General features: G+C 71.8%; 13 protein-coding genes. 11 read left to right on the top strand and 2 right to left on the bottom strand.

The window, feature by feature from the left end; all coding sequences use genetic code 11:
- The first annotated feature begins 37 nt into the window (after nt 1-37).
- Complete coding sequence (locus NE234_RS37590) at nt 38-3,481, top strand: carbohydrate-binding protein (RefSeq protein ID WP_252785747.1); 3,444 nt, start codon at nt 38-40, stop codon at nt 3,479-3,481.
- 436 nt (nt 3,482-3,917) lie between these two features.
- On the top strand, nt 3,918-4,964 hold the full coding sequence (locus tag NE234_RS37585; RefSeq protein ID WP_252785729.1) for an aldo/keto reductase: 1,047 nt from the start codon (nt 3,918-3,920) through the stop codon (nt 4,962-4,964).
- Nucleotides 4,965-4,997: 33 nt separating this feature from the next.
- Here the strand turns inward: NE234_RS37585 and NE234_RS37580 are convergent, their stop codons facing one another.
- Together NE234_RS37580 and NE234_RS44820 are read right to left on the bottom strand one after the other, a co-directional pair.
- A complete protein-coding gene (locus NE234_RS37580; RefSeq protein ID WP_252785728.1) occupies nt 4,998-5,444 on the bottom strand; it encodes a hypothetical protein in 447 nt (148 codons plus the stop codon).
- Between the two features lie 149 nt (nt 5,445-5,593).
- Nucleotides 5,594-5,719: a hypothetical protein gene (locus NE234_RS44820; RefSeq protein WP_256530056.1), complete on the bottom strand. Its 126-nt coding sequence runs from the start codon at nt 5,717-5,719 to the stop codon at nt 5,594-5,596.
- Between the two features lie 111 nt (nt 5,720-5,830).
- Here NE234_RS44820 and NE234_RS37575 point away from each other — a divergent pair, with 111 nt between their 5' ends.
- The 9 genes from NE234_RS37575 to NE234_RS37535 all read left to right on the top strand — a co-directional run bounded on the left by NE234_RS37575 (nt 5,831) and on the right by NE234_RS37535 (nt 19,007).
- Nucleotides 5,831-6,421, top strand: a complete 591-nt coding sequence (locus tag NE234_RS37575; RefSeq protein WP_252785727.1) for a TetR/AcrR family transcriptional regulator — start codon at nt 5,831-5,833, stop codon at nt 6,419-6,421.
- Nucleotides 6,422-6,425: 4 nt separating this feature from the next.
- Nucleotides 6,426-7,595 carry a GDSL-type esterase/lipase family protein gene (locus tag NE234_RS37570; protein ID WP_252785726.1) on the top strand — a complete coding sequence of 390 codons (1,170 nt, stop codon included), beginning with the start codon at nt 6,426-6,428 and terminating at the stop codon, nt 7,593-7,595.
- Between the two features lie 173 nt (nt 7,596-7,768).
- Complete coding sequence (locus NE234_RS37565) at nt 7,769-9,157, top strand: serine hydrolase domain-containing protein (protein WP_252785725.1); 1,389 nt, start codon at nt 7,769-7,771, stop codon at nt 9,155-9,157.
- A 41-nt stretch (nt 9,158-9,198) separates the two neighbouring features.
- The gene (locus NE234_RS37560; RefSeq protein ID WP_252785724.1) at nt 9,199-10,794 is read left to right on the top strand and encodes an ABC transporter substrate-binding protein; all 1,596 of its coding nucleotides are present in this window, start codon (nt 9,199-9,201) and stop codon (nt 10,792-10,794) included.
- Between the two features lie 17 nt (nt 10,795-10,811).
- Nucleotides 10,812-11,819, top strand: a complete 1,008-nt coding sequence (locus tag NE234_RS37555; RefSeq protein ID WP_252785723.1) for an ABC transporter permease — start codon at nt 10,812-10,814, stop codon at nt 11,817-11,819.
- A 3-nt stretch (nt 11,820-11,822) separates the two neighbouring features.
- Nucleotides 11,823-13,769: a dipeptide/oligopeptide/nickel ABC transporter permease/ATP-binding protein gene (locus NE234_RS37550; RefSeq protein ID WP_252785722.1), complete on the top strand. Its 1,947-nt coding sequence runs from the start codon at nt 11,823-11,825 to the stop codon at nt 13,767-13,769.
- A complete protein-coding gene (locus NE234_RS37545; RefSeq protein WP_252785721.1) occupies nt 13,766-14,512 on the top strand; it encodes an ABC transporter ATP-binding protein in 747 nt (248 codons plus the stop codon). The genes NE234_RS37550 and NE234_RS37545 overlap by 4 nt, the downstream gene beginning before the upstream one ends.
- Nucleotides 14,513-14,577: 65 nt before the next feature.
- The gene (locus NE234_RS37540) at nt 14,578-17,880 is read left to right on the top strand and encodes a serine hydrolase (protein ID WP_252785720.1); all 3,303 of its coding nucleotides are present in this window, start codon (nt 14,578-14,580) and stop codon (nt 17,878-17,880) included.
- Nucleotides 17,877-19,007 (top strand): M20/M25/M40 family metallo-hydrolase, encoded by a 1,131-nt coding sequence (locus tag NE234_RS37535; protein WP_252785719.1) that lies wholly within the window; start codon nt 17,877-17,879, stop codon nt 19,005-19,007. The genes NE234_RS37540 and NE234_RS37535 overlap by 4 nt, the downstream gene beginning before the upstream one ends.
- Nucleotides 19,008-19,058 lie beyond the last annotated feature (51 nt).

Raw genomic sequence — 19,058 nt, 5'->3', positions numbered from 1 at the left:
CCCCTATTCCTCGCCACCTGGAGAACCTGTTGTGACCATGCACAGAGCCGGCAGGGCGGCGGCGATCGCCACCGCGCTGATCGCCGTGGCCGGTACGTCCGGCATAGCCGCCGCCGGCACGACCACGCTGCCGACTGGAACCTCCCGTGCCTCCGCCGCCTCCGACCCCTGGATACTGACCAACACCGACTACGGCGCTCAGGACATCACCAAAACCCCTTTTGTCGGCAATGGATACCTCGCCCAGCGGCTGCCCGCCATCGGCCAGGGCTACCAGGGTGACCTCGGGCCCGCCGGCTACCAGCTGGACCAGCGGCCCAAGCAGCGCCTGACGACCTCGATGGTGGCCGGCCTCTACAACAGGGGTCTATCGCCCTCCGTCCCCGGCGTCGAGTACATGCCCTCGCTGCCCACCTGGACGACCATGGAACTCGGCGTGGGCGACCAGCACCTGAACGCCGGCACCGCCGCGAACACGATCAGTGGCTACCAACAGCACCTGGACCTCGCACACGCCACCGTCACCACCACGATGCGCTGGACGCCCGGAAACGGGAAGGCCACCGACGTTCGGGTGGATGTGCTCGCCAACCGCTCCCTGGAGCACCTGGGACAGGTTCGACTCACCGTCACCCCGCAGTGGAGCGGGGACCTCTCACTCAACGCGTTGCTGGACGGCGGAAGCGCCCAGGGCATCAACGCCATCTCGCGTGCCGTGGACACCCGCGGTGACCTCGCGACCGTCCAGCTCAGCACCCCTGGTAACGACACCCGCGTAGTGGAGACCCAGCGTCTGATCGCCGAGTCGGGAACCCCCATCGCCGCCCGGCAGGCCGCCGAGCCGTCCGACAACAGCGCGACCGCCGGCGAGAGCTGGACCATCCCCGTCAAAGCGGGTAACGCCTACACCGTCACGAAGTACGTCGGTATCGCCACCTCGAGCGACTCCCGCGATCCGGCGACCGTCGCGGCGAACACGGTGGCCGACGCGGCCGGCCAGGGCTGGGCGCGGCTGACCGCCCGGCACGATGCCGCCTGGGCGAAGCTCTGGAAGCCCAACATCCGGGCGGCCGGTGACACCGATCTGCAGGCCGACATCACCATGGCGTACTACACGCTGTACACCAGCGTCCGCGCCGGCTCCTCCTGGAGCATCCCACCGTCCGGACTGACCAGCCAGGACTACAACGGCGACATCTTCTGGGACGCCGACACCTGGATGTTCCCCTCGCTGCTCGCCCTCCACCCAGAGCTGGCCAAGTCCATCGTCATGTTCCGCTCCCGGACCCGCGCCCAGGCCGAGAAGAACGCCGCGGCCAACGGCTACGACGGCGGCATCTGGGCGTGGGACAACGGCCCGGGCGGCGACTGCGGCGACCTCGGCCATCCGATGTGCGTGGGCTTCGAGGACCATCTGGAAAGCGACCTCGCGCTCGCGCAGTGGCAGTACTACGAGGCCACCGGTGACAAGGCCTGGTTGAAGAAGTACGGCTACCCGGTTTTGAAAGACGTGGCCGAGTTCTGGGCCTCCCGCGCCGAGAAGGGCGCCGACGGCAAGTACCACATCAACGGCGTCACCGGCCCCGACGAGTACCACGAACATGTCAACGACAACGCCACCACGAACGCGGGCGCGATCGTCTCGCTCAAGAACGCCATCGCGGCCGCGCGGGTCGTCGGCGCGACACCCGGCGAGACCTGGGCCGACACCGCGGACCGGATCTACGTGCCGACCGACCCCGACGGCAGCCACCCGGAGTACGCCGGCTACACGGACCAGACCACGAAGCAGGCCGACACGGTGATGCTCACCTACCCGCTCGGCTACGTCACCGACTCCGCATCGGCCGCCGCCGACCTCGACCGCTACATGCCCGTCACGGATGTGAACGGCCCGGCGATGACCAACTCCGTCGAATCCATCGTCGCCGCCCAGGTTCGGCAGCCCGGCTGCCTCGACCACACCCTCTTCCAGGACGCCTACCAGCCCTATCTGCAGGGCCCCTACCACCAGTTCGCAGAGACTCAGGGACCGATGCCACTCCAGGGCGGCGGCGGAGGCCCGGCCTTCACCTTCGCCACCGGCGCGGGCGGGTTCCTGCAGATCTTCTTCTACGGCTTCGGCGGTCTGCGGTGGGCCCCTGACGCTCTGGCACTCGCTCCCACCCTGCCCCCGCAGCTCGCGAAGGGCATCACGCTCGACGGCATCCGGTACCGGGCCAGTACGCTCACCGTCGCGATCGGGGCGCAGCGCACCACGGTGACACTCGACTCCGGGCCCCAGGTGTCGATCAGCACGCCCGACGGCAAGCACTCTCTCACCCGAGGCCGACCCCTGACCTTGAAGACCGCACGCCCCGACCAGGACCCGACCGATGATCTAGCCCGCTGCCAGTCCGCCTCGGCCGACTCCGCCCAGCCCGCGATGCTCCCCGCCGGAGCCGTGGACGGCAACGACACCACCACCTGGACCGCCACGGGCACTACCTCCACCTTCGACCTCGCTCTGGCCGGCCGCAGCCAGACGAGCCGCGCCCACGTACGGTGGGGCACCACGCGCCCGGCCGACTACACCGTCGCGATCCAGGACGGCTCCGGCGGCTGGCGACAGGTCGCCCAGGGCGCAGTCCCACCGCAGGGCGACCTCAACGTCCACTGGGACACCGCCGCGACCACCGGCCTTCGCCTTGGGTTCAGCGGCGGAGACCCGGCGGCCATCGCGTCACTGAACGTGCCCCGCGCCGAGGCCGCGGACATCACCGGTGTGCTCACCGCCCCCTCGGCCGTCGCCCCCGGTACGGCGAGCACTGTGCGGCTCGCCCTGACCTCGGACGGCGGCAGCGACGCCCGCAACGTGACGAGTCACCTCCAGGTGCCGGCGGGCTGGCAGGTCACGCCCGATCCAAAGGCCGTCTCCATCCCGAAGGGCGGCCAGACCGTGCTGCAGTGGACGGTGACCCCGCCCGCGGACCAAGCCACCACGGCAGGCGCACTCACCGCCACCACCAGCTGGGACGGCGTTGCGGCGCGGGACTCCAGCACCACTGCCACCCTGCTGCCGGTGATGAAGCCGGTCGGCCTGGGCACGGTGGAGGCCGAAGACGGCGCTTTGAGCGGCGGCGCTCAACTCGCCGCCGACCACGGCGGTTACACCGGCCGGGGATTCGTCGCCGGGCTCTACCCCGGGGCCGCCGACACCGTCCTCGTCCACGTACCGACCGGCGGCAGCCACTCCGTCACCCTCCGGTACGCCAACTCGCTGGGCGGCCGGCGGCCACCACTGGAGAACGTCACCCGCACGATCAGCCTCGCGACGGGCGGCGTGAACCACCAGGTGTCGCTGCCGGTCACCGGAAGCTGGGACAGCTGGGCGACGGTGACCGTACAGGTGGATCTGCCGGCCGGCGACGATCCCGTCACCTTGTACGTCGGGTCGAATGACTCGGGCAGCGTCAACGTGGACAGCCTCACGATCAACTGAAGTCCGCCGGCTCCCGCGGCGATACCGCGGGAGCCGGCAGCACCGCACCCACGCCCCGTGCGGGATCCGAATACCGAGCTGTCACCTCGGTCGTGTCGCGGCACACCCCGGTGGCAACCGGTACAGCGCCGGGCCGATGCAGCATCATTTCCCATCGGCTCCCAACGCGGTGCCGACCTCTGACCGCTGAGCGTGGCCGGGGTACGAGCCATTCTCGGCGACGGCGAGGAATCCGGCCAAGGTCGGTGACTGGTCGCTCGCCGACCAGGCGAGTGCCATGTCCCAGAGTGGGAGGTCGTCCTGGATCGGGCGGTAGACGACCTGGCTCGGATCGCTGTGACGGGCCGGAGGAGGCCGAGATCTTGCGCTAGACGATATGAAGTAACAACGATTTGCACATTGGACGCATCAGCGGCTCGCTCATAGCCTCTCCGGCATGACAACGGAGAAGGCGACATCCCCGATGGGCACCAGGAACCTTGGCCCGCTCCAGGTGACCCGGCTCAGCCTCGGCACGATGCTCATGGGCGGCCGGACACCGCGCGACGAGTCGTACCGGATGCTGGACCGCTACATCGAGGCCGGCGGCAACTTCCTCGACACCGCGGATGTGTACGGCGACGGGGAGTCCGAGCGCACGCTCGCGCCGTGGCTGGCCTCGCACCGGGATGAGGTCGTCGTGGCCACGAAGGTCGGCATGCCGGTCTCCGACCCGCCCGGGAAGGGCCTCGCGCCCGACCATGTGCGCGCGGCGTGCGACGCGAGCCTGAGGCGGATGGGCATCGACGTGATCGACCTCTATCAGGTCCACGCGCCGGACCCCGCCACGCCGCTCGAGGACACGCTGGAGGCGCTCGACGGGCTCGTGCGCGCAGGCAAGGTACGGGCGCTCGGCGCCTCGAACTTCCCGGCGTGGCTGCTCGCCTGGGCGGTCGGGCTGCAGGACCGCAACGGCTGGGCGCCGTTCGTCTCACTGCAGCCCCAGTACTCGCTCGTGGAGCGCTCGATCGAGGTGGAGGTCCTGCCGTTCTGCCGCGCCGCCGGCATCGGCGTGATTCCGTGGGGGCCGCTCGGGGCCGGCTTCCTGACGGGGAAGTACTCGCGCGATGCCGAACCACCGGCGGGCTCGCGGATGGCCGCCGCCGGGGACGGTCTCGAGGAGGCGCGCCACCGCCGCGCGATCGAGCGCAACTTCCGCGTGGTCGATGAGGCGGAAGCGATCGCGCGCGACAAGGGCGCGACGATCGCGCAGGTCGCGCTCGCCTGGCTCCTCGGCGTCGACGGCGTCGTCGCGCCGATCGTCGGCCCCCGCACCTTCACCCAACTCGAGGACCTGCTCGGAGCGACGGACGTCACGCTGACGGAAGCGGAGCACACGCGGCTGGCCGCGCACACGCCGCCGCCGGAGATGTACCCCTACCGGATGCTTTCGCAGCAGCTCGGTCTGGGGGAGCTCGCGCAGCTCAACCGCAGCCGCTCTTAGCTGAAGCCCGGATGCACCCGTCCTGGCGCGGATTCAGGGTGCGGTCTGGTCTCGGCTCCAGATTTGAACGGCCCGCGGGAGGTCCTGGATGCCGCCGCCTTCGGGGATCATGCCCCAGAGGAAGGGGATCAGGTACTGAGGTGATTCGCCCAGGAGTACGGCGAGGTCGTGTTCGGTAACGGTGAGGGTGAATCCCGAGCCCGCCTGCCGCGAGTCCCATCCTTGTTCGATGGCCCGTCGGATGCAGCCACTGACGAGAATGGGGCGGATCGCGATCGTTCGCTCTCCCTGCCAGTTGTCCGGCCGGGCGCAGGGGAGTGTCACCATGAGAACGCTTGCCGGCTCCTCGGCGCGCTCAACGGCGAAGGTGAGCGGGGCCGGGCTGTCGTCCTGGCTATAGGTCGGCTTGTGTCCGACGCGCCAGCGGTAGGTGGTGCCGTCGACGGTGATGAGCCGTGAGCCCTTCTTCGGCATTGCCATGGCCGCCTCCGTGCTTGCTCGTGTTCCGGCGCTGTTCCGGGGGAGCACCGGAATCAGCGACATCATGCCCTGACGCCGGCCCGGCAGTGGTAGGTGGCGGATCTCAATCGGCCGTGAATGCACGCGCCGTGCATGAGCGCGGACGGGCGTCAGGCCGGGTGGACCTCCAGGGTGGCCGCCCGTAGCCCCTGTTCCTGGAGGTGATCGACGATCGAGGCGTGGTGACCGTACTTGGCGCGGCACCAGGCCCCGCCGCGGCCTCCCATCGGCTTCAACGACGCGATCGAGAAGATCAAGGCACAGGCCGGCTTGCCTAAAGCCTTTAGGTAGATGCATAATCACTGTTGGCAGATGGTGAAAGGGTTTCGCTAACTCGGAGGGTGATCATGGTTCGCGTGGGGCTGACCCCGGATCGCCTGACCCGGGCAGGGGCGGAACTGGCCGACGAGGTCGGCTTCGACCACGTGACCGTCTCGGCGCTCGCCCGGCGCTTCGGCGTCAAGGTCGCGAGTCTGTACTCGCACGTCAAGAACTCCCAGGACCTCAAGACCAGGATCGCCCTGTTCGCCCTGGAGGAACTCGCCGACCGGGCCGCCGACGCCGTGGCCGGGCGCGCCGGCAGGGACGCCCTGGTGGCCTTCGCGGACACCTACCGCGACTACGCCCGCGAGCACCCCGGCCGCTACGCCGCCGCCCGGCTCAGACTCGACCCCGAGACGGCGGCCGCCAGCGCCGGCGTCAGGCACGCCCAGATGACGCGGGCGATCCTGCGCGGCTACGACCTGACGGAGCCGGACCAGACGCACGCGGTCCGGATGCTGGGCAGCGTCTTCCACGGCTACGTCAGCCTGGAGATGGCCGGAGGCTTCAGCCACACCGCCGTCGACCCGCAGGAATCCTGGTCCTGGATCGTGGATTCCCTCGACGCCCTGCTGCGCGAGCGCGCCGCGTCCGACCCATCCCGATCAACAGGGTGAGGCAATGAACACCGAACAGAACTTGATCACCACAACCGTCACCGCCGACATGCTGCGGGGCGCCCTCGACGTGGAGCGCACGGCGCACGGGCTGCTGCCGCACCGGCTGCCCGCTCAGGCTCGTCGGCAGATCCCGGACGACCAACTGGCCGTGGCCGAGGCCCAGCCGTCCGGTGTGCGGCTGGTCTTCCGCACCAGGGCCACCACCATCGAACTGGAGACACTGCCCACCAAGCGGGTCTACCGAGGATTCCCGGCCCCGGCGGACGGCGTGTACGACCTGCTGGTCGACGGCCGTCTCGCCGCCCAGGCCACGGTGGCCGGCGGCAACCTCCGCACGATCGTCGACATGGTGACCCAGGCCGCCGAACTACGGGAAGGTCTTCCCGGCACCGCCCGGTTCACGGATCTGCCCCCGCGCGACAAGGCGATCGAGATCTGGCTTCCGCACACGGAGATCACCGAGGTGATCGCCCTGCGCACCGACGCCCCGGTCGAGTCGGCGACGGACGACGGACGCAGGGTGTGGCTGCACCACGGCAGTTCCATCAGCCACGGCTCGAACGCCGACCACCCGACCGCCACCTGGCCGGCCCTGGCCGCCGCCCAGGGCGGCGTGGACCTGGTCAACCTGGGCTTCAGCGGCAGTGCGCTGCTCGACCCGTTCACCGCCCGCGCGATGCGGGACACCCCCGCCGACCTGATCAGCATCAAGATCGGCATCAACATCGTCAACGCCGACGCGATGCGCCTGCGCGCCTTCACCCCTGCGGTACACGGCTTCCTCGACACCATCCGCGAGGGGCATCCGACCACGCCCCTGCTGGTCGTGTCACCCATCCTGTGCCCGGTCCAGGAGGACACCCCCGGTCCGCTCATGCCCGACCTCAGTGACGGGACCTTGCGGTTCAAGGCCATGGGCGACCCGGCCGAACGCGCCGCCGGGCGCCTGACGCTCAACGTCATCCGCGACGAACTCGCCCGGATCGTCCAAGAGCGGGCGGCCGACGACTCGAACCTGCACTACCTGGACGGCCGCGACCTTTACGGCGAGAAGGACTACGCCGAACTGCCGCTGCCCGACGAGGTCCATCCCGACCCGGCGGGACACCGGCGTATCGCCGAGAACTTCGCCCGGCTCGTCTTCGGCGCCGAGGGCCTGTCGTTCACGTAACCGGCCCGGCCCTGGCAACGCGCGGAAGCGACGTCCGAACGGACAGGCGCCGCCGGGCCGGGCCGGTCCGGTGCCCGTCGCGCGAGCCCTTGGTCGGAGACCACCATTCCGCGCCGGCACGTCGTCGAGGACGACGAACCCTCCGTGCGGCATCGTGCTTAGCATCACAACGCATGGGCAACCTTGACGACATCCACGCTCGGCTCGATGAGCAGCTTCCACGGTTGCTCGAGGAACACGATGTTCCGGGCGTGGGGTGGGCCGTTGTGCAGGACGACCAGGTGGTCGACGGAGCAGCCGGCCTGCTCAGCAGGACGACCGGGGTGGAGGCGACCGCGGACTCGGTCTTTCAGATCGGGTCGGTCACCAAGCTCTGGACCGCCACGCTGGTCATGCAGCTGGTCGACGAGGGCGCGGTCGACCTCGACCGGCCGGTGCGCACCTATCTGAGGGAGTTCCGCGTCGCCGACGAGGAGGCGGCCGAGCGGATCACCGTCCGGCAGCTGCTCGACCACACGGCCGGGTTCGAGGGGGACATCTTCACCGACACCGGGGTGGGCGACGACTGTCTCGAGAAGTACGTCGCGACCCTGCACGAGGTGCCGCAGCTGTTCCCGCCCGGCGAGCGGTTCTCGTACAACAACGCCGGCTACTGCGTGCTCGGCCGGCTCGTCGAGGTGTTGCGCGGGCGGCCGTACGACGCGTGCCTGCGCGAACACCTCATCGCGCCACTGGGGCTCACCCACACCGCCACCGGCCCCTATGAGGCGATCATGTTCCGCGCCGCGGTGGGGCACATCGAGATGGAACCGGGTGCCGGTTACGTGCCGGCGCCGATCTGGGCCATGGCGCGGTCGAACGCCCCGGCCGGCTCGATGCTCGCGATGCGGCCGCGGGACCTGGTCGCCTTCGCGCGGATGCACCTCGAGGACGGCCGGGCGGCCGACGGCACCCGGGTGCTGGCTCCGGGGACCGCCGCCCGGATGCATGATCGGGAGGTCGACCTGCCCGAGCTCGGTCTCATGGGGACGTCATGGGGCCTCGGTTTCGAACGGTTCGACACGCCGGACGGCACCATCATCGGCCACGACGGCAACACCATCGGGCAGGCGGCGTTCCTGCGGATGGTCCCCGAGGCCGGACTGGCCGTCGCGCTGCTGACCAACGGCGGCGACGCCGTCTCGCTCTACCGCGACGTCGTGGGCCAGGTGCTGGGCGAGCTCACCGATGTCGGTCTGCCGCCCCTCCCCGTCCCGCCCGCGGAGCCCCGGCGGATCGACGCCGAGCGGTACGTCGGCACCTACTCGGCCTCGGTCTTCGACCTCACCGTCAGCCAGGACGACGATCAGCGGATCTGGATCGAGCAGACCCCCAAGGGCGTCTTCGAGGAGCTGGGCGGGCGGGCCGAGCGTACCGAGCTCGTCCACTACCGCGACGACATGCTGATTCCGGTCCTCGCAGATCGCGGCATGTACATGCCGCACGCGTTCCTGGGCGACGACGGCACCGGCCACGCGCTGTACCTGCACCTCGGCCGCGCGGTGCGCCGCGCCGGCGCCTGACGCCGAACCCCGCCACGAGAACGTACGGAAACGGAACAGCCATGAAGCTGACCAGTCTGGGCATTCACGGCCTCTGCCTCGCCCTGGCCGCGGCCGCGCTCACCGCCTGCGGGGGTGCCGCGAACGGCGGCGGCAAAGCCGGGGTCGTCGACGGCGGCACCTTCACTTACGGGCTCTCCTCGGACCCGGGCGACCTCGACCCGCAGATGGGTGCGGGCACCTCTCTGTTCACGGTCTCCCGGTTCGCCTACGACTCGCTGGTCAGCGTCGACGGCACGACCGGCGCTATCCGGTCGGCGCTGGCCAAAAGCTGGCAGAGCAACGGCAGATCGGTCACGCTGACGCTGGCCGACGGCATCACCTGTTCCGACGGCACTCGCCTCACCGCCTCCGACGTGGCGAAGAACCTCGACTTCGTCGCCGATCCGAAGAACAAGAGTCCCTTCCTGGGGACCTTCCTCCCGGCCGGCGTCAAGGCGAAGGGCGACGACGCCACCCGCGTCGTGACGCTCACGCTGGCCCGGCCGGCCCCGTTCGTCCTCAACGGACTGGCCGAGTTGCCGATCGTCTGCCCCGGCGGCATGGCCGACCGGTCCTCGCTGAGGACGGCGACGGCCGGCACCGGGCCCTACAAGCTGATTCAGGCCGCGCCGGGTGACCACTACACGTACGCGCTCCGCGACGGCTACACCTGGGGCCCGAACGGCGCGACGACCGCGACCAGGGGACTGCCGAAGACCGTCGTGATCAAGGTGGTCGAGAACCCGACGACCGCGGCGAACCTGCTGCTCTCAGGCGGCCTGAACGGCGCTCAGATCCTTGGGCCCGATGCGGAGCGGCTGGAGAAGGCCGGCCTGTACGCGGCCAAGACCCCGAATCTCGTCGGGGAGCAGTGGTACAACCAGCGCGCCGGCCGGGCCACCAGCGACCCCAGGGTCCGGAAGGCGCTGACTCAGGCACTCGACCTCGGCCAGTTGCAGAAGGTGCTCACGTCGGGCCGCGGCACCCCGGCGACGATGCTGGCCGTGAACGAGCCGGTCGCCTGTCACGGTGACTCCGTCTCCCACGCTCTGCCGGCCCGTGACCCGCAGGCGGCGGGCGCCCTGCTCGACCAGGCGGGCTGGACCAGGGGAAGCGACGGCAGGCGCACCAAGAACGGCAGACCGCTGCAGCTGACCTTCGTCTACGAGAACAAGACCGGCACCGGCGGCGACGCGGCGGCCGAGCTGGCGGTGCGGCAGTGGAAGGCGATCGGCGTGGAGGCCACCGCGCACAACCAGAACGAGACGACCCTGACGAACACGATCTTCGGTACCGGCAACTGGGACGTCGCCTGGGCCCCGGTCAACGTCAACGCCCCGGACCAGCTCGTGCCCTTCCTCTCCGGACCGGCGGCGCCGCAGGGGAACAACTTCGCCGGGATCTCCGACCCGGACTACGACGCGGCGGTGAAGTCGGCGATGGCGATCCAGGGCACGGCCGGATGCCACGACTGGCTCGCAGCGGAGTCCGGCTTGATCGCCAAGGCGGACGTCGTGCCGTTCGCCGGCGATGTCGTGCGCACGTTCGGCAAGGCCGCGGAATTCCAGACGCCCGGCGAGCTCGTCCCCACCAGCATCCGCATGCTGGCGAAGTAAGGAAGGGGAGAGCGGACATGCCGGCGACTCTGACCGTCCCGAGCGCGCCCGTGGACCCCGCGCGACCGCGATTCTGGGCTCTTCCGTCGGTACGGTTCGGCGTCCGGCGCCTGAGGCGGCTGCTGGTCTCGCTGTGGGTTCTGGTGACGGCGTCCTTCGCGATGATCCACCTCATTCCGGGGGATCCGGTCCGGGGAGCCCTGGGCCCCACCGCGCCGGCGGACCTGGTCGAGGCCCGCCGGCACGCCCTTGGCCTGGACGAGCCGATCCTCGTCCAGTACCTCCACTATCTGAAGGGGCTGGTCACCGGAGACCTCGGCACGTCGCTCGCCTCGCAGCTGCCGGTCTCCGACGTGGTCGCCCAGCGGCTGCCGGCCACGCTCATCCTGGCCGGGCTCGCCTTCCTGACGGCCGTGCTCCTGGCGATCCCGCTGGGCGTCGTCACGGGCGTGCTGACCCGGCGTGGCCGTGGACGACGCACCGAGCTCGCCTTCACCACGACCAGCATCATCATGGCGACCATCCCGGACTTCCTGATCGGTGTCGCGCTGGTCTACGTCTTCGCGATCCAGCTCGGGTGGCTGCCCGTCGCCGGTGACGCCACCGCGTCGGCGTACGTGCTGCCCGTGTTCTCACTGGCGATCGGGCCGGCGGCGATCCTCGCCCGCATCGTCCGCGTCGAGATGGTCGGAGTGCTCGATGCCGACTTCATCCGGACCGCCCGGGCCAAACGCCTGCCCGCCCGGGCGATCTACGTCGGTCACGCGCTGCCCAACGCCGTCACCGCCGCGCTGACGGTGGGCGGGCTCCTGCTGAGCGCGCTGGTCGCCGGCACCGTCCTCGTCGAGAACGTCTTCGCCTGGCCGGGCCTCGGCAGCACGATCGTGCGTTCCATCATCACCAAGGACTATCCGGTGGTGCAGGCGATCGTCCTCGTGTACGGCGTCGGCGTGCTGATCGTCAACCTCGTCGTCGACGTCGCCATCGCCCTGCTCGATCCCCGCTCGAAGATCCGGGAGGACTGACGGATGCAAGGACGCTGGAGGCGGGTCGTCCGCACGCCACTGGGCCTCACGGCGACCGTGCTCGTGGTGGCGGTCGTCGCCCTGGCCGTCCTGGGACCGGTTCTGTGGGGATCCGGCGCCGGCGCCGTCGACACCGACGCCATCCTGGCCCAGCCCTCCGCTCGGCACTGGGCGGGAACGGACAGCCTGGGCCGGGACATCCTCCTGCGGGTCCTCGTCGCCTCCCGGCTGTCGATCCTGCTCGCCCTGCTCGCCACCGTGATCGCGGTGGTCGCCGGGCTGCTGCTCGGGTCGGCGCCGTTCGTGCTCGGCCGCCGGACCGGCCGGTGGGTGTCGGCCGGGGTGAACACCGCCGTCGCCTTCCCGGGGTTGCTGCTGGCGCTGTTCTTCGCGGTCGTGTTCGGCGTCGGCGCCACCGGCGCGGTCCTGGCCATCGGGCTCGCGGGCGCCCCGGCGTTCGCGCGCCTCACTCAGACGCTCGTCGCCGGGGTCGCGGCGCGGGACTACGTCGCGGCCGCCCGGGCGGTGGGGATCGGCCGGTTCCGGATCCTCCTCCGCCACGTGCTGCCCAACATCGCCGAGCCGCTGGTCGTCAACGCCACCATCGGCGCCGGCACCGCACTCCTGTCCTTCGCCGGACTGTCGTTCCTCGGCCTCGGCGTCCAGTCGCCTTCCTATGACTGGGGCCGTCTGCTCTACGACGGCATCGGCATGATCTACGTGAACGCCGCCGCGGCGCTCGCCCCGGGGGCGGCGGTGCTGCTGGCCGGGCTGGCGTTCAACCTCTTCGGCGAGTCGGTCGCCAAGGGGCTCGGCGTCCCCGTCGGCGGCGGCCCGCGCGGAGTGAGGCCCGCACGCGCCGGGTCGGCGGGCAGACCGGAGCGTACGGATCAGGGCGAGGAGGCCGGCGACCGGTCGCCGGAGGTTGTGCTCGACGTCCGCGACCTCGAGGTCACCGTCTCCGGGCCGTCGGGTCCCGTACGGCCGGTCCGCGGCGTGTCCTTCGACGTACGCCGCGGCGAGGCGGTCGGCATCGTCGGGGAGTCGGGCTCCGGCAAGTCCATGACCGCCCTGGCGGTCACCCGGCTGCTCGCCGACCGGGGCCGCGTCGACGCCTCCCGGCTCGAATTCCTCGGGAACGACCTGCTGGCGCCGGACACCGCGGCCCGGCGCCGGATGCTGGGCACCACGCTGGCCATGGTCTTCCAGGACCCGATGACCGCCTTCAACCCCACCCGCCGGATCGGTGCCCAGCTGGCGGAAGTGGCCACGCGTCACCAGGGCAGGAGCCGCAAGGAGGCGATGGCCCGCGCCGTCGACCGGTTGACGGCGGTCCGGATCCCGGACGCGGACCGGCGGGCCCGCCAGTACCCCCATGAGTTCTCCGGCGGGATGCGCCAGCGGGCGATGATCGGAATGGGACTGATGGGCGCCCCGGCGCTGATCGTCGCGGACGAGCCGACCACCGCTCTCGACGTCACGGTGCAGCAGCAGGTGCTGGACCTGCTCGCCGCGATCCGCGAAGCGGACGATGTCGCGTTGATCCTGATCAGCCACGACGTCACGGTGGTCGGTGAGGTCTGCGACCGGATCCTGGTGATGTACGCCGGCCGGATCGTCGAGGATCTGCCGGCCGCCGAGCTGACAACCGCCGCCCGGCATCCCTACACCCGGGCACTGGTCGACGCGGTGCCCGACATGAACACGGACCCGACGGAGCCGCTCGCGACGATCCCGGGCCGCCCGGTCGACCCGGCCGACGTGCCGCCCGGCTGTGCCTACGCCGATCGGTGCCCGCTCGCCGACGCCCGCTGCGCGGCCGAGGACCCGCCGCTGGCGGCCGACCCGGCCGGCTCGCCGGGCCACCGGGTGGCGTGCTGGCACGCGGGGGAGCCGTTGCCGGACCGGCCGGACGACAGGAGCATCGATGACCTGGTGGAGTCGCCGTGAGTGAGCTGCGCTTCGAGGACGTCACGGTCCGCTACGGCCGGACGACCGCCGTCGACGGGGTCAGCCTGACGGTCCCCGAGGGCGCGGTGGTCGGGCTCGTCGGCGAGTCCGGCTCCGGCAAGTCCACGCTGGCCCGGGCCGCCGTCGGACTGGCTCCGCTCGCCGGCGGCCGGATCACCCTCGGCGGCGCGCCGGTCCCGGCCCGCGGCCGGCCGCGTCCGCTGCAGATGGTCTTTCAAGACCCCTACTCGTCGCTCGACCCCCGGATGACGGTCGCGCAGAGTGTGGCCGAGGCGATGCCGCCGGGCGGCTCACGCGCCGACCGGCGAGCCGAGGTCGAGCGGTTGCTCGAGCTGGTGCACCTGAACCCGGTCTGTGCCGGTGCCGTCCCGTCCCGGCTGTCCGGCGGTCAGCGGCAGCGGGTCGCACTGGCGCGGGCGCTCGCGGCGCGCCCACGCGTGATCATCGCCGACGAGATCACCTCCGCCCTGGACGTCTCGGTCCAGGGGGCCGTGCTCAACCTCGTCCGTGAGCTCCAGCGCGAGCTGGGCCTGGCGATGCTGTTCATCTCCCACGACCTCGCGGTCGTCCGCTATGTCGCCTCGCACGTCGCGGTCATGCGGCACGGCCGGCTCGTCGAGCAGGGACCGACGGCACGCGTGCTCACCGAGCCCGGTCACGACTTCACCCGCGAACTGCTCGCCGCCGTACCCGGGCGAACCACACGAAGGAGCAGGCCATGAACGAGCGGAGCGAGTGCATCAATGAACACAGCGCCCCTGGTCACTCCTCCGACGAAGGAGGACTCATGAGCCGACGACTGCGCATCGAGGACCTCACCGACCTGGCGGTGCCGTCACAACCGGTGCTCTCGGCGGACGGCGGCCGGATCGCCTACGTGCTCCGGACCCTGGACGCGGAGGGCGACCGTACCGTCGATCAGCTGTGGCTGGTCGGCGTCGACGGCGACCCGCCCCGTCGCCTCACCTCCGGGCCGGCCGACACCGCGCCGGCCTGGTCGCCGGACGGCCGCCGGCTCGCCTTCCTCCGCGATGGGCAGGTCGCCGTGCTCGACGTCGCAGGAGGGGAGCCCGAACAGGTGACCGACCTGCCGCTCGGGGCCGGGGCGCCGCGCTGGAGCCCGGACGGCCGCCGGCTCGCCTTCACCGCACCGGTCGACCCGACCGGCGGCGCGCGGGGGCCGATGGTCTCCGACGGCCTCGACTACCAGGCCGACGGGCAGGGGTTCCACGGCCCGGTGCGCCGGCAGTTGCACGTTCTCGACCTGGACGGCCGTGAGGTCCGGCAGCTCACCGACGGAGCCGAGAGCGCCGGCACCCCGGCCTGGTCGCCGGACGGCACCGGTCTCGCCTTCACTCGCAGGGCCGGTGCCGACGGCGACCTGCGCCACCGCACCCCGGTGCACCTGCTGGAGCTGGACACGCCGTACGCACGGGCACGAGTCCTCGCCTTCGCCGACGGGGTGGCCACCACCGTCGGCTGGGTCGCCGACGGCTCGGCGCTGCTCGTGACCGGCTGGTCCGGCGACCCGGTCGGACACGCCCACCTGTACCGCGTCGATGCCGCCGGCGGCGAGGTCACCGACCTGTCGGACGCCCTCGACCGCAACGTGATGCCCGGCGGTCCCGGCTATCCCGGCGGCCTGCCGCACGAGGACGACGGCCGGATCCTGTTCTGCCTGCGTGACCACGGCTGCACCCACCTGTGGTCGGTCACGGCCGACGGCGACGACGCGCGCCCGGTCCTCGCCGGGCCCGGCCGGGTCGTCTCGGGACTGTCCGTCGGCGGCGGCCGCGCCGCGGTGGCGCTCACCACCCCCACGTCGTTCGGCGAGATCGCGGTCGTGGAGCCGGCGACCGGGGCCGAGACCGTGCTGACCGACCACGGCGCCGCACTCGCCGGCGTGGACCTGTACCCCCGCGAGGAGCGGTGGTTCACCGTCTCCGACGGCACCGAGGTGCAGGCCTGGCTCACGCACGATCCCGCGCGCACCGGCCCGCGGCCGGTCCTCCTCGACGTGCACGGCGGCCCGCACAACGCGTGGAACGCGGCGGCCGACGAGATCCACCTCTACCACCAGGAGCTGGTCGACCGCGGCTGGGCGGTGCTGCTGGTCAACCCGCGAGGCAGCGACGGATACGGCGAGGCGTTCTACGACGGGGTCCGCGGTGGCTGGGGCGTCGCCGACGCGGCCGACTTCCTCGAGCCGCTCGACCGGCTCGTCGCCGAGGGGTTCGCGGACCCGGACCGGCTCGCGGTGGCGGGATACAGCTACGGCGGCTTCATGACCTGCTGGCTGACCGGTCACGACGACCGGTTCGCGGTGGCCGTCGCCGGCGGCACGGTCAGCGACCTGGTGAGCCTGGCCGGCTCCAGCGACGAAGGCCACCTCCTCAGCGTCCACGAACTCGACGGCACCCCGTGGCAGAAACCGGCGGAGTACGCCGCCATGTCACCGCTCACCCGCGTGGCCGACGTCCGTACGCCGACGCTGCTGTTCCACGGCGCCGCCGACCTGACCTGCCCGCTCGGGCAGGCTCAGCAGTGGCACACCGCGCTGCGGGAGCGAGGCGTCCCGACCCGGCTCGTCGTCTACCCGGACGCCTCCCACCTCTTCATCCTGCTCGGCCCGCCCTCACAGCGGCTCGACTTCAACCACCGGGTGCTGGACTGGCTCGAACAGCACACCGGCCGGGCAGGCCGGCCCCGCATCGACGGCGCGCACTGGCGGCGGCGGCTGGCCCGGCTCGCCGAGCGGCACAACGTCCCCGGCGCGCAGATCGGCATCCTCCGGATCGGGGCGAACGGACTCGACGACGAGCTGGTCGAGGCCGCCCACGGCGTCCTCCACGTCCGCACCGGCGCACCCGTCGCCACCGACTCGCTGTTCCAGATCGGCTCGATCACCAAGGTCTGGACCGCGACCGTGGCGATGACCCTGGTCGACGAGGGGGCGCTCGCGCTGGACACCCCGGTCGCCGATGTCCTGCCGGAGCTGCGGCTCGCCGACCCCGACGTCACGAAGTCGGTCACGGTGCGGCACCTGCTCACCCACACCAGCGGCATCGACGGCGACGTGTTCACCGACACCGGCCGCGGCGACGACTGCCTGGAGAAGTACGTCGACCTCCTCGGCGACGCCGGGCAGAACCACCCGCTGGGCGCCACCTTCTCCTACTGCAACGCGGGGTACGCGCTGCTGGGCCGGGTGATCGAGAAGGTCACCGGGCAGACGTGGGACCGAGCGCTACGCGACCGGCTGTGCGCCCCGCTCGGGCTGACGCACACCGTGACCCTGCCCGAGGAGGCGCTGCTCTTCGCCGCCGCGGTCGGCCACGACGAGCAGGAAGGCGAGCCCGTCCCGGCGCCCGCCTGGACGCTGCCACGCTCGATCGGCCCGGCCGGGTTGATCACCTCCACCGCCGCCGAGGTCCTGGCCTTCGCACGGCTGCATCTGACCGGCGGCCTCGCGGCCGACGGCACGCGGATCCTCGGCGCGGACAGCGCCGCCGCCATGGCCGCGCACGAGACCGCCCTGCCCGACGAACACACCCTCGGCGACTCGTGGGGGCTCGGCTGGATCCGGTTCGGCTGGGACGGGCACCGCCTGATCGGTCACGACGGCAACACGCTCGGCCAGGCGGCGTTCCTGCGGGTGCTGCCCGACCAGGGACTCGCCGTCGTCCTGCTCACCAACGGCGGTGACGCCCGCGGCCTCTACCAGGACCTGTACCGGGAGATCTTCGCAGAGGTCGCCGGCGTCACGATGCCGCCGCCGTTCGCGCCGCCGCCCGAACCGGTGACCGTCGATGTGGCACCCTACGTCGGCGTCTACGAGCGGGCCGGTGTGCGCATGGAGGTCGAGAACGGCCCGGAGGGACCACTGCTCCGGACCACCATCACCGGTCCACTCGCCGAGCTGCTACCGGACCCGGTCGAAGAGCACGCGCTGGTGCCGGTCGGTCCGGCACTGTTCGCCGTCAGGCCGCCCGAGGCGCAGACCTGGGCGCCGGTCACCTTCTACGAGTTGCCGACCGGTGAGCCGTACCTGCACTTCGGCGCACGCGCGACCCCGCGGGTGCACCGGTGACCGCCGCCCTTCGCGACCTGCTCGCCGACGCACGCGCCCTCATCGAGTGCGAGTCACCCTCCACCGACCTGGCCGCCGTCGCACGCTCCGCCGAGGTCGTCGCCCGGGTCGGCACCGCCCGCCTCGGCGTCGCGCCCGAGCGGATCGTGCTGGACGGCCGGACTCACCTGCGCTGGCGGCTCGGCACGGGACCGTCACGCGTGCTGCTCCTCGGCCATCACGACACGGTGTGGCCGCTCGGCACGCTGGCCGACCACCCCTGCACCGTCGAGGACGGGATCCTGCGCGGACCCGGCTGCTTCGACATGAAGGCCGGCCTGGTGATGGCGTTCCACGCGGCCGCCGGGCTCGACGGCGTCACCCTGCTCGTGACCGGCGACGAGGAGATCGGCTCGCCCACCTCCCGTGCGTTGATCGAGCAGGAGGCCGGGGCGGCGACGGCCGCCCTGGTGTTCGAGGCGTCCGCCGACGGCGGTGCCCTCAAGACCGAGCGCAAAGGCGCCGCGCAGTACGAGGTACACGTGGCCGGACGCGCCGCCCACGCCGGGCTGGAGCCGGATCGGGGCGTGAACGCCACGCTGGAGCTGGCTCACCAGGTGCTGGCCGTCAGCGCGCTCGCCGACCCGGAGGCCGGTACCACGGTCACGCCGACGGTCGCCCGTGCCGGCACCACCGCCAACACCGTCCCGGCCGAGGGAGCGTTCGCCGTCGACGTACGGGCCAGGACCGTGGCGGAACAGGAACGGGTCGACCGGGCGCTCCGCGCGCTGCGGCCCACGGTGCCCGGTGCCCGCGTCGAGACGGCCGCCGGCCCGAGCCGCGCTCCACTCGAGGCGGCGGCCTCGGCCGCGCTCTACGCGTTGCTGTGCCGGATCGCCCTGGACCGGGGACTGCCCGAGCCCGCTCGCGCCGCGGTCGGCGGCGCGTCCGACGGGAACCTCACCGCCGGCGTCGGCACGCCCACCCTGGACGGCCTCGGCGCGGTCGGCGGCGGCGCGCACGCCGCCGACGAACACGTGCTGGTCGAGGAGATGCCCACGCGGACGGCGCTGGTGCGCGCACTGGTCGAACAGCTGCTGGCGGGCTCGCCGGACCCGCTCGCCACGCCCACTGCGGCACGACCGTGACGACCCCCGACGAGCTGAGGAGCAGGAACGCCATGACCGGGCGCAGCGAAG

Source organism: Actinoallomurus rhizosphaericola (genome assembly GCF_024055675.1).
Classification (GTDB): Bacteria; Actinomycetota; Actinomycetes; order Streptosporangiales; family Streptosporangiaceae; genus Actinoallomurus; species Actinoallomurus soli.
This window is presented reverse-complemented; position numbering and strand designations above follow the sequence as displayed.

Bases quoted from the DNA above. Each gene is read 5' to 3' on its own strand.
- NE234_RS37590 (WP_252785747.1), top strand. From the start codon at position 38: ATGCACAGAGCCGGCAGGGCGGCGGCGATCGCCACCGCGCTGATCGCC.
- NE234_RS37585 (WP_252785729.1), top strand. From the start codon at position 3,918: ATGACAACGGAGAAGGCGACATCCCCGATGGGCACCAGGAACCTTGGC.
- NE234_RS37580 (WP_252785728.1), bottom strand. From the start codon at position 5,444: ATGGCAATGCCGAAGAAGGGCTCACGGCTCATCACCGTCGACGGCACC.
- NE234_RS37575 (WP_252785727.1), top strand. From the start codon at position 5,831: ATGGTTCGCGTGGGGCTGACCCCGGATCGCCTGACCCGGGCAGGGGCG.
- NE234_RS37570 (WP_252785726.1), top strand. From the start codon at position 6,426: ATGAACACCGAACAGAACTTGATCACCACAACCGTCACCGCCGACATG.
- NE234_RS37565 (WP_252785725.1), top strand. From the start codon at position 7,769: ATGGGCAACCTTGACGACATCCACGCTCGGCTCGATGAGCAGCTTCCA.
- NE234_RS37560 (WP_252785724.1), top strand. From the start codon at position 9,199: ATGAAGCTGACCAGTCTGGGCATTCACGGCCTCTGCCTCGCCCTGGCC.
- NE234_RS37555 (WP_252785723.1), top strand. From the start codon at position 10,812: ATGCCGGCGACTCTGACCGTCCCGAGCGCGCCCGTGGACCCCGCGCGA.
- NE234_RS37550 (WP_252785722.1), top strand. From the start codon at position 11,823: ATGCAAGGACGCTGGAGGCGGGTCGTCCGCACGCCACTGGGCCTCACG.
- NE234_RS37540 (WP_252785720.1), top strand. From the start codon at position 14,578: ATGAGCCGACGACTGCGCATCGAGGACCTCACCGACCTGGCGGTGCCG.